Origin of the sequence: Coleofasciculus sp. F4-SAH-05 (assembly GCF_040222985.1) — a bacterium.
Lineage (GTDB): Bacteria > Cyanobacteriota > Cyanobacteriia > Cyanobacteriales > Coleofasciculaceae > Coleofasciculus > Coleofasciculus chthonoplastes.
Genome location: NZ_JAVKBY010000029.1, coordinates 1 through 10,596, shown reverse-complemented (window position 1 = coordinate 10,596; position 10,596 = coordinate 1). Strand labels below are relative to the sequence as shown.

The 10,596-nt window shown below is 45.6% G+C and carries 7 protein-coding genes; 6 read left to right on the top strand and 1 reads right to left on the bottom strand.

Annotation, left to right across the window (positions count from 1 at the left end; translation table 11 throughout):
• Positions 1-206: 206 nt before the first annotated feature.
• Positions 207-4,196, top strand: a complete 3,990-nt coding sequence (locus tag RIG27_RS03280; protein WP_446342402.1) for a hypothetical protein — start codon at positions 207-209, stop codon at positions 4,194-4,196.
• Here the strand turns inward: RIG27_RS03280 and RIG27_RS03275 are convergent.
• The gene (locus tag RIG27_RS03275; RefSeq protein WP_446342400.1) at positions 4,159-4,371 is read right to left on the bottom strand and encodes a hypothetical protein; all 213 of its coding nucleotides are present in this window, start codon (positions 4,369-4,371) and stop codon (positions 4,159-4,161) included. The genes RIG27_RS03280 and RIG27_RS03275 overlap by 38 nt on opposite strands.
• Between RIG27_RS03275 and RIG27_RS03270 the strand changes: the two genes are divergently transcribed.
• The 5 genes from RIG27_RS03270 to RIG27_RS03250 all read left to right on the top strand — a co-directional run bounded on the left by RIG27_RS03270 (position 4,354) and on the right by RIG27_RS03250 (position 10,478).
• Positions 4,354-4,548 (top strand): hypothetical protein, encoded by a 195-nt coding sequence (locus tag RIG27_RS03270; RefSeq protein ID WP_446342398.1) that lies wholly within the window; start codon positions 4,354-4,356, stop codon positions 4,546-4,548. The genes RIG27_RS03275 and RIG27_RS03270 overlap by 18 nt on opposite strands.
• Positions 4,549-4,782: 234 nt before the next feature.
• Positions 4,783-4,905, top strand: a complete 123-nt coding sequence (locus RIG27_RS03265) for a hypothetical protein (RefSeq protein ID WP_446342396.1) — start codon at positions 4,783-4,785, stop codon at positions 4,903-4,905.
• Between the two features lie 206 nt (positions 4,906-5,111).
• Positions 5,112-6,032, top strand: a complete 921-nt coding sequence (locus RIG27_RS03260) for a hypothetical protein (RefSeq protein ID WP_446342394.1) — start codon at positions 5,112-5,114, stop codon at positions 6,030-6,032.
• Positions 6,033-6,424: 392 nt separating this feature from the next.
• Complete coding sequence (locus RIG27_RS03255) at positions 6,425-7,906, top strand: hypothetical protein (protein WP_446342392.1); 1,482 nt, start codon at positions 6,425-6,427, stop codon at positions 7,904-7,906.
• Between the two features lie 139 nt (positions 7,907-8,045).
• Entirely contained in the window at positions 8,046-10,478 is a 2,433-nt protein-coding gene (locus RIG27_RS03250) for a DUF6603 domain-containing protein (protein ID WP_446342390.1), read from the top strand.
• The last annotated feature ends 118 nt before the right edge of the window (positions 10,479-10,596 follow it).

Below are 10,596 nucleotides of genomic sequence, written 5' to 3'. Positions count from 1 at the left end.
TTGTATTTTTGCCGCGCTGCACTAGGGCGCGGCTGGTAGTCTGCTTCGTCGGAAAATCACTGCCAGTCTTGAATTGAGCCTATACTACAAAATCATACTACATTAGCAGTGTGGGGATTCACCTTAAGTTGACACCAATGGGCACTGCTGTGCCCCTTACCCCCACCACAAGACTCCCTACAGCAAGCCCTAATTAACCGAAAATTATGAGCAATACTTTATTGATTCCTATCCATTTGGATGCCTTGTGCCTTGAGGAACAGACTCAAGTAGCTAAGCCACTGGCTGACTATCGCAGCTTACCTTTCCTATACCAATACCAAAACCAAGAAGGCAATTGGCGTACTTGGGCAGATGGTACAGCTAATCTCAGTGAAAAAGTGCTAACCCCACTTTTTGAGTCAGGGTTAACTACAGCCAAAGCCGGAATACATCTGCACTGGTCCTTACCGGATGCCTTAACGCGAGGCGAACATACCGCCACAGGCACAAAATTTCCCCTGGCACCCAATCGCTGGCTGATCCTGCGTCAAGGCGGAACTCAGGGAGATAAACAATGGGTAATTGAAAGTGATTACCTTTACCCAGAAAATACAGATCCAGCCGATACAACGATTATCCTGATGGAGCGCCCCAATCCAGAAACTCTGCATTTCTGGCGTCACCGCTATATGGGTCGTAAGCTAGAACTGACAGAGTGGCAACAAGAACAGAGTAGTCATCCCGCACAGGACTATGCACAAAGCTTAACCGCCATTGGTCCAAAAGCGGAAGTTCCCCTGTTTGACTCGATTCAAGCCACCTTTGCCGCTTTTTATCCCAACTGTCAAAGTGTTTTCGGCTTTCATGACGCCGATTACCCGATGAGTAATCCTCCATCAGGCTTACAGTATGATGTCATCGGTTGGTACAGTGACGAACAACAGGATTGTTTAGCGACTTGGTTAGAGAACAACCCGGGCAAAAGTACTGAAGAATTGCTGGAACTCCTGGAAGAGGAATTCGGTTGGACATGCGAGTTAAACGGAGAGTTTCCCGATCGCACCCTCTATCATGCCCGAGTTACCTTTGCCCCTACCGCACGAGCCTTGTCCGCCCGCGATCGCACCAAAAGTTTGCCCAAGCCAACCGTTGCTGTGGGCAATTCAGCCCCAGAAGCCCTCTCCGCTTATTTAGCCCACAGCTACAACAGCGATACCAATCAAACGGGTACAGAACTTCGCCAAATCGTCCAAGAAAAGTTAGAAGCCCTGCAACTCTCAGAACACTTAGAATCACGCCAACTCGACCTTGATGCTACATTACGGGAAGCTCGCCACAAACGGGGATTTGCGACGCGCCGTGGGGGAATTCTTTGGTCGATACAACCGCAACTCATAGCAGAAGAATCGCAAGTTCAGGTAACGTTACCTCCAGAGCTTGCCCAGCAACTGATTCAGGTTAATCAGCTTCAAGAAGAATACAATCAATCCCTAGCAACTATTGAGTCTATGCACCAGCAGTTGTATGCCCATTGGTATGAGTATATGCAAGCACTCTATGGGGAACGTGGAACTGGCAATGATAGACAGATTAATCGGGACACTACTGACAAATCGCTTAACCCGTTGCGAAAAGCTCTGAGTCAGACGGGGCAGTTAGACATTCAAAAAGATGAAACTGGCAATTTAAGGGTGACAGCAGCGACGTTATCTTTTGGTATTTTATCAGTGTTAAGCGGGTATTTGGATTATTATGTCGGTGTTTTAGAGGCAGCTGTTAACGGCAATTTTTCCAACTGGAGCGATATAGAAGTTGAGTTTGAGAACTGCAACGTTGAATTCTCAGACAACCCAACGGTGACAATCGTAACAGAAGGGCAAGTATGGGCAATCCATGACCAAGAGCAAACCTACCATGTCAAGGTAGAAAATAGTGTCTTAACGATTTACATTCCGCCGACATACAATCCTGTGTCTGGCATACCTCAACTGGCGAATGGACTAGCCACAGCGATTAATCAACTAATGGCTGCGATCGCCACCCACAATCAGACCCATGCCAATCAATATATCCTCAAACAATTTCCTAGCCAAGCGTACTGGCGACCCAATGATCCGGTGCTGCTCTTAGCCGGAGGAGAAACAACAAAGGCTTCGGTGCGACATCACAGTGATGGACGGTTGCGGCGCGATAATTGTCTCTACTGTCACCTATTTGATGTCAGCTTGGATCTGGAAACCTTACCCAATGCTACAATTAATAGCCTCCAATCCCAGATCAAAAATTGCCAACCCGCTGAAGGCGAAGACTCGATTGATTTTAAGACTTGGACGCAACAGCCTTGGAACCCGATTTTAATGCAATGGGCAATGCAAGTCTTTCCCAGTCGCCCCAACTCTCCTGCTGCCTACGAGGAAACAGTAATTTTAGATAATTACAGGTTGGAACGCAATGCCATCGACTTGACGCTCAAAGACGGCAAAGAAAGCAACTTTGTACCAGTTTCCAATACCTATCAAGGATTGAGTATCCTCACCCCAGCAGCCGAAATGCAACTGAGTGAGCGAGTGATTACGTATCTCAACGAACAACTACTTCCTTTTTACTACCAAGCGCACAATATTCCTCCAGAACAGCAGACGGAAGACTTCCTCAGCGAAAACTTTGATGATATTGCGAATTGGTATAAATCTCGGGATGATATCGCGTCCCTAGACCCCAAAGAACAAGCCCAAGACCCCATTTTTGTGGCGTTGTGGGCTTACCCAGAAATCCAGGATTTGGATAGTCAAGCTCAAGCGATGGGTGGATTTAATGATACCTTGCTACTCTATCAACCAACCCTACAACTGGAAATCGACGATCCGCTCAGTGAGCAACAGATAGCCTTCCACGAACAGATCCGCTGGACATTGGGTAATACCCTACAATACAAAATTCTCTACGGCGATACATTTAATCCGATTCGCAGTGGAGCGATGAAAATTACCACCCTTTGGCTAGTTGATACCTTTGGACAAATCAAGAGAGTTATTGAAACGGGAGGTGACTCTCAAGTGGTAACCACCACCCAAATGACTCCCCCCAATCAGCAATATCAGGTATTATTGCCACCACGCCTCGCCCAACCCGCCCGTCTGAATTTCTACTGGTTAGCGGCTGATACGATTAAAGATATGACGGCAACACCGACTGTTTCTCCCGTCTGTGGTTGGCTGGTGGTTAATAATTTAGACAGCACTCTCTTAGTTTATGACGCTGGCGGCAAAGCTTTGGGACTCATTGATCGGGCGGGGAATTGGCGGATGCCTCCCGGTAGCACCTTATCCCGCGATGGGCGAGGTTATCCCCAACTGGCTAATGTCCACCTGCAAAAAGTGGTGCATTATTTATTAGAGTTGGGAGCAGCGTTTCAGCAAGAATTTCTGTCTACTGTGGCAAATTCCCTGGAAACAATCGATCCAGAAAACTTTGCTGAACATCCCAGTTTAGCACTGTTGGTCGAGCGACCTATTGCTGTTGTCCGGGCTAGTTTTAATCTGGAAGTTCAGGGATTGCCTATTAGTGATCCGAATATCAGTGTGATGGAACTAGAAACGATTACAGATGATCGAAACACGATTATCGGGACTGTTCCCAACACCAGCAATTTTGATCGGGTTAAATTCCAGATTCGTTTGGGAGATTACCAGCAACTGAATGATGGGTTAGTCGGCTATTGGAGAGAAACGCACGGGGAAGAGGGTTACGAGTATGAAGGGAATATTTTCTACGCGCCTCAAAGCAATCGGATTAATCACGAACTGATTCAAACCGAGGCAGAAGGTATTGTTTATTTCCAGCAAACGGTAGACGCGGCGCCGCAATTTGTGACGATGTTAATTGACCCGCGCGGTATTATTCATACGACGACGGGGATTCTGCCTAATCAGGAGCTACGCTTGTCGCCAGAGAATTATAATTCGGCTTTACAGGCGATTGAGGTGACTTTCCTTTCAACTCCAGTTTTGTCAAGTCACAACCAAGTCTCTCTGCCTTTGCCAGAAGTTCCCGACTATAGTTGGTCGTGGTTATCTGTTAGTAATGGTATTTGGTCAGAAACTACTACGATTACACCGGTTAATCCCCAAGCGACGTTTTCAGCCCCTCAGAAACTTTATGAAGGGTGGTTACAACTTACTCCAGCTTCAGCTGAGGATGTGAATGACGAATGACGAATGACGAATGACGAATGACGAATGACCAATGACCAATGACCAATGACCAATGACCAATGACCAATGACCAATGACCAATGACCAATGACCAATGACCAATGACCAATGACCAATGACCAATGACCAATGACCAATGACCAATGACCAATGACCAATGAATCAACCCATGCAACTGAATTTGAGTGTCTCGGAAATTAACCAAATTCTCGAAGCTTTGGGCGAACAACCGTTTGTAAAGGTGTATCAACTCATTGACAAAATTCAGCAACAAACCCAAGCCCAGTTAGATAAAAAAATGTTGCAAAATACAGCAATTAATTCCCCGGAAGCTAACACCATGATAGACTGAATACCAAGATTATCTATCCAGGAAGAAAAGCTCACTACCCCCCGAAAATATCAGTCAAGAAAGCTGACTTTTTCACGGTATGTGATGTGGCAACGTGGGTTTAGGGACGTGCCGTGGCATGTCTGTAGGGGCGGGTTTCACTACTATCTTTGCGGTTGTACCCAGATGTAACTAAACCCGCCCCGACTCAGGGTTCTAGACTTCCCGTGAAAAGTTAGGTCAAAAAACCTGGTTATGAAAGGTAAAAGAGACGTTCCGGCGGAACGTCTCTACAAAATGGGAGATATTGTAGGTAGTTTTTGTGACAATTTTTGGGAGATTCTCGTATCGATTTTGATTACTGGACTGGCACTCTAGGAAGACTTATACCAAGTTGCGTTCTATCATGTCATTCTGAGCGAAGCGAAGAATCTGGATAGATGCGCAAGCGTCACGGAGCCTGCCCTCTTTCCGAAGTGAAGGGTTTTGCTCGGCATGACAGATTCTACCTTAGACTGCAACTTGGTATTAACCGACGCTCTAGGGACAAGTTTGAATTGATCTAAAACTAAGAGGAAATCTGAATGGCTATGGTTAGAAATCTGTTAGTCAATGGGGATTTTTCTGAAGGGAATACCGGATGGGAAATTAACCCCTATACTGACAGCAATGGCAACACAAGTTCTGCGGAAATTGTCCCAGGTACAAACTCGAGTAAACCCTATTTAAAGCTCACGGATACGACGGGAGACGTAAACTATGTCGTCCAGCAAACTGTATCGGTCAAACCCTATACGCGCTACGATCTGATCACGGAAACCTTCTATTTAGAAGGTCGAGGGAGAATCTGGCGCAAAAAATATGATCAACCGAACTCATCCCGAAGTTCTGTCCCGACTGCTACCGAGGCAATTTCTAGGAACCAAGAGGTCGATGAAGTTGACATTCGTGGAAATTGGAGGGTACATTTTTTTACAGAACAATACGATAAACTGGTGATTTATTTTACGGGTGCCAGTAACTCAGCTTCTCAGGAATTTATTGCGGGGCTTGGTCAAGTCGTCTTGTATGAACAGGACTTAGTAAAGAATGGGAATTTTGATGAGAAGACAGTTGGGGAGGTGAGTCCCATGAATTGGGAATTGGTTCCTAATCAAAGTGAAGCTTATCCTAAAGTAGTCAATCCAGATGGAAATAACATCCTTGAAATTCCATACGAGGCAAAAGCTTACCAAACTATAGACGATATAAGACCCAATACCGAATACAGATTATCCTTTAGATCTAGGGGTGAATATGGTGGTAAGGCAAAAGTTGCAATCGAACCAAGTTTATTGGACTTTGAGCCAATAATAAATGAGAATCAACAATGGCAGCATTATCCGGTGAATTTTACCACAGAAAGTGATACCACTTCGATTAAAATTGTTTTAAGTGCGGAGACTAACGCGGCTAATTTTGACGATTTTTCCCTGGCAAAAACTCAGAGAGCAGCCCAATTATAAAATGAACCTTGATGCCGCGCATTCCTCGTCCATACTGACAACTATGATGGGAAATAAACGCATCACATTCCGCCTCTATCTCTCTAAGAAAACCAAAGGGCTTGGAAACCAAACCCCTACATTGTTCAAATGTTCCATTATTATCAACAGGAGAATTAACGATGTCGTCACGACCCAGAATGCCTTTCAACTTTGATTTTTTCTATGAAGCCGAAATAGGTAACAGCCTGAGAAACATTTTATTAATTGAAGAGCCTAGCCTTGTCCCACCACTGCTTCTGAGAATCACTAACAACCTAGTCGGTAACGAAATCACGATCCCAAAGTCTAATAGTACTGACCCAATAACCAGGAGTAATTACCATTTTAAATTAGCGTTTAATCCAGGAGTATTGGTTGAACCTGGAAATATTACTCTTGAAGGCAGTGACTGGGTACTTGAATACGCAATCGAAGGAGCTAAGGATGCTCTTTATCTCTGCTTGACAGGACAAGATATCGTCCTGAGTCAGGATGATTCAGTTGAATTTATTTTCAATGGGGTAGCAGCGACAGATATTCAGTCTTTGTCAACTCAACCAGCTCAACTGAGGAGAGGAAGCACAGTAGCTGAAGTGAATTGGGAACTGAATATGTTCCAACTTCCTACATCTGTACAGAACGAAGAGTACGAAGGGCAACAACTGGAAGAGCTGACGGTTACCCCTCGACTTCCGGGTCAAAATAATGACTATGAAGATCATGAAACTATTAATCTGGAGATTGTCCAAAGTAAAGGCAATCCCACTATTCCCCTAGCGGTGGGATTTACTGGCTCGAATCGGGTGCTGAATATTGAGGAACAAGAAAGCAGTCTGCAACTGCGAATCACGAATACATCTGACCCCAATACCGAGAATTCGACGATCAGGTTTCTCTACAACAGCAATCCCAGTAGACGTTCTCAATTGGCAGTTGCGCTTGAGGTGGGAAGTGCCACCAATGCTCCTTGGGCACTGGGTACAGAGGATGATGTGAATGGGATTACCATGTCACCGATAGACAGCAGCAAGTGGCAAACAAGTGGTCCTGAGCAAATAACAATAGGAGGTGTGGTTAGGGCTCTACAGTGGACATTTACCCCCAGTTCTGCCGATGTCAGCTTGGAGGCTCAGGAGACGTTAACGATAGATATTAGCCGGATTAAGACAAATCACCCAACTGGTGCGACTAAGTTGTACTTGGGCTACAGCTATGTGCCAGGGTATCAGGATGGGGAATTTGTCTGCGCGATCGCGAAAGCACCTTTGGTGTTTTATGACTATAAGGTGGGAATTGGTACGACAACACCTGAAGCCAAGTTACACGTAACCGAGACGATAAAAGCTAAAAATGTTGAGGTAGTAGAGACAGTAAAGGCGAAAAAGCTTGAAGGTGATGGTGCTGTCTTCACAAAAATGATTCTCATGTGGTCAGGATTGGAAAATGAAATCCCTGCTGGTTGGGCGCTGTGTAATGGACAAAATGGAACACCGGATTTAAGGGAAAAATTTATAGTCGCCGCCGGAGGAAAATATAAGGTTGGTGAAAAGGGGGGACAGGAAACAGTCACCTTAACCATTGATGAAATGCCAAGGCACCAGCATGGAGGTTTTACTAAGTCTAGTGGGGATCATTGGCATTATATCCCGCTAGATACGGGTTCTGGTGGTGAACAAGGTTCGGGTAGTATGATCACTGCAAAATATGGATCTTGGGTTAATGCGGATTATTTAGTTAAAAGCAGAAATGATGGCGCTCATGCTCATAGTATTGAAGAGGATGGATCAAATCAACCCCACGAGAACAGACCACCTTATTATGCTCTGTGTTTCATTATGAAAGTGGCTCTGTAATAAACATTTCTGAAGTTTAGTTCTTCTATCAATTTTTAGCTTTTGTAAACAGCGATCGCGCCTCCATACCCCCAAGCCCCCAAACCGCGATCGCGCCCCTAACTCCCCGAACAAACTCAATGGATCAGGACATCAAAGAATGACAGGTATAGACTTTGCCGAGGGTGATACAATTGTCGATTTGACAACGAACTTAAACAACCAATTAAATATCACCCTTACCCCCCCGCCAGAAATCCTCAAATATTGCCCGATTCAACAGGCTAAATATACCCAAGACGGCACCAACTATACTATTAGTTGTGAGCTGAAATTTACCCTAGCCGAAAACGAAGAGGGAGAGCCAACACAAGACTTAACCTTTACCATTACCATTGAATATGAACGGGACGTTAATAGTAGTAAAACCACCTATAATGTCCAAATTGCGATTCCGATTAAGGAAAACCTCGCTCTAACCTGTGAAGGTATCATTAAAGAAGAGCTATCCCATATAGCGGTGCTTCAGGGGTACTCAGCCCAAACCTTTCCCATATACCTACTGGGAAACAATTTATCAATTCCAGAAGAATTAATTCCCAGTGAACTGGAAATTAGCACCAATCAAACCATCCTTTTCGTCGTCACCTTTCCCCAAAACAACCGTCAAACCAACAAGAGAAAATTTATCATCGGCATAGGGATTCATGGTAACCTTGACCTCGCTCAAATCCCCCTAATCGCTGCCCAAATACCGCCAGAACAACTTAATACCTACGTCGCCATTGAACTGTTAGTTGCTCTCCAAACCTTTGAGCAAAAAGAACTCAAAGACATCAACAGCTTACTCACAGAACTCAGTAAACCCCTGAAAATTCAACCGCCGAACTCCTCGGAAAATAAACTCGACAAAGGTGTGAATATTGCCGCCTATCTCCGCTTCGGAGAATTCGAGTGGAGCTGGTTATTCCGGTTAAAACGGCGCACAGGTCGTGGTAACATTAGCAGCAGGCGGAACCCCAGACAAATTGGCAATTTCCAACTGGTTTCCGCCGTTGCCAGCACTCCCCAAGACTATTCCCTCACCATCGTCGAAAACGGAGCTTGGCTAACCTTACAACGGTCTTTTGGTCCACTCCATATCGAAAAAATTGGACTTCTATACAAACAAGGTGAAATTCATTTAGTTCCAGAGATCACCCTTCAAGTTTCCAAATTTAGCCTATCCTTCGTCGGCGTGTCCATTAGCTCTCCCCTACAAGCCGAATTAAACTGCACCTTTAATCTGAATGGGTTTGGCTTAGAATACAAAAGTAACAGCCTAAGTATCGGTGGCGCGTTTGCCCGACTCGTAAACGATGACGGCACCGAAGAATATTTGGGTTTAGCTTCTTTGGGGATGAAGGTCAAAGCCAAAGCCTTGTCCATTTCTGCCATTGGCTCCTATACCGAACACCAGGGAAAACTGGCTTTATTTCTCTACGCCGTCGTCAATTATCCACTCGGCGGACCCCCGTTTTTCTTTGTCACCGGATTTTCTGCCGGCTTTGGCTACAATCGTTCTCTCACCGTTCCCCCCCTAGAAGAGCTCCCAGATTTTCCCCTGGTTAGTCAGGCAATGAATGGCACGGGAGGGATTGACCATGATAATCTCAGCCAAACAATTAGTGACCAACTCAATGGTATAGCCAAATCCATCCAGCCCGCTTCGGATTCTGGATTCTTGGCACTGGGGATTAAATTTACCTCATTTAAGCTCGTCGATAGCTTTGGACTATTGACCGTTGCCATCAACGAAAGTAAATTCGAGGTCAATCTACTGGGGCTATCCAGCTTAATTATTCCGCCCCAGGAGTCAGGCTTACCCGCTGTGGGTAGAGCCGAACTGGTGATGGCAGCGCGGTTCGCCCCATCTGAAGGGATTCTTTCAGTTCGCGCCCAGCTTACCGACAATTCCTATATTTTATCCCCCGATTGTCGCTTAACTGGGGGCTTTGCCTTCTGTGTCTGGTATGGTGGCGAACATGATGGCGATTTTGTGATTACCTTTGGCGGCTATCATCCCAGATTTAACGTTCCCCAGCACTATCCTCAAGTGCCGCGCCTGGGCTTCAACTGGCAGCTTGACAGCAATACCTCAATTCGTGGTGAAAATTACTTCGCCCTGTGTTCCCATGCGCTGATGGCGGGGGGACGGTTGGCTTTTGAGTATGACTCTGGTTCGGTGTGGGCTCGCTTTGAAGCCGGGGCTGACTTTTTAATCTCCTGGAAACCTTACTATTATGATATTTCGGTTGGTATTCATGTTAGTGGGGGGATTGGTTTCATTTCCGTAAGCCTGGGAGTGAAGCTCGATATCTGGGGACCAGAATTTGGGGGCAAGGCTGAGATTGACCTTTGGATTACTTCTGCTACGATTAGGTTTGGTAACCAAGGTTCCCGCACTCTTGATCCGATTAGCTGGGAGGATTTCCGCGAGTCATTCCTACCCCCTGATCAGGAAGTTTGCTCGGTTGCAGTTGGCGAAGGCTTGATCAAGCAACTTGAGCAAGACGACAAAGAATACTGGATTTTGACACTCCCCGCCCTATAAGTGCGGGGATTCTTAGTTCCGCGACACACCTTACAATTATCTATCCTTGCGGCAATACTTAAACCAAACACCCGTAGAAAACTACCAAGTATTGAGCCTAATTTAGATAACTCCAGAG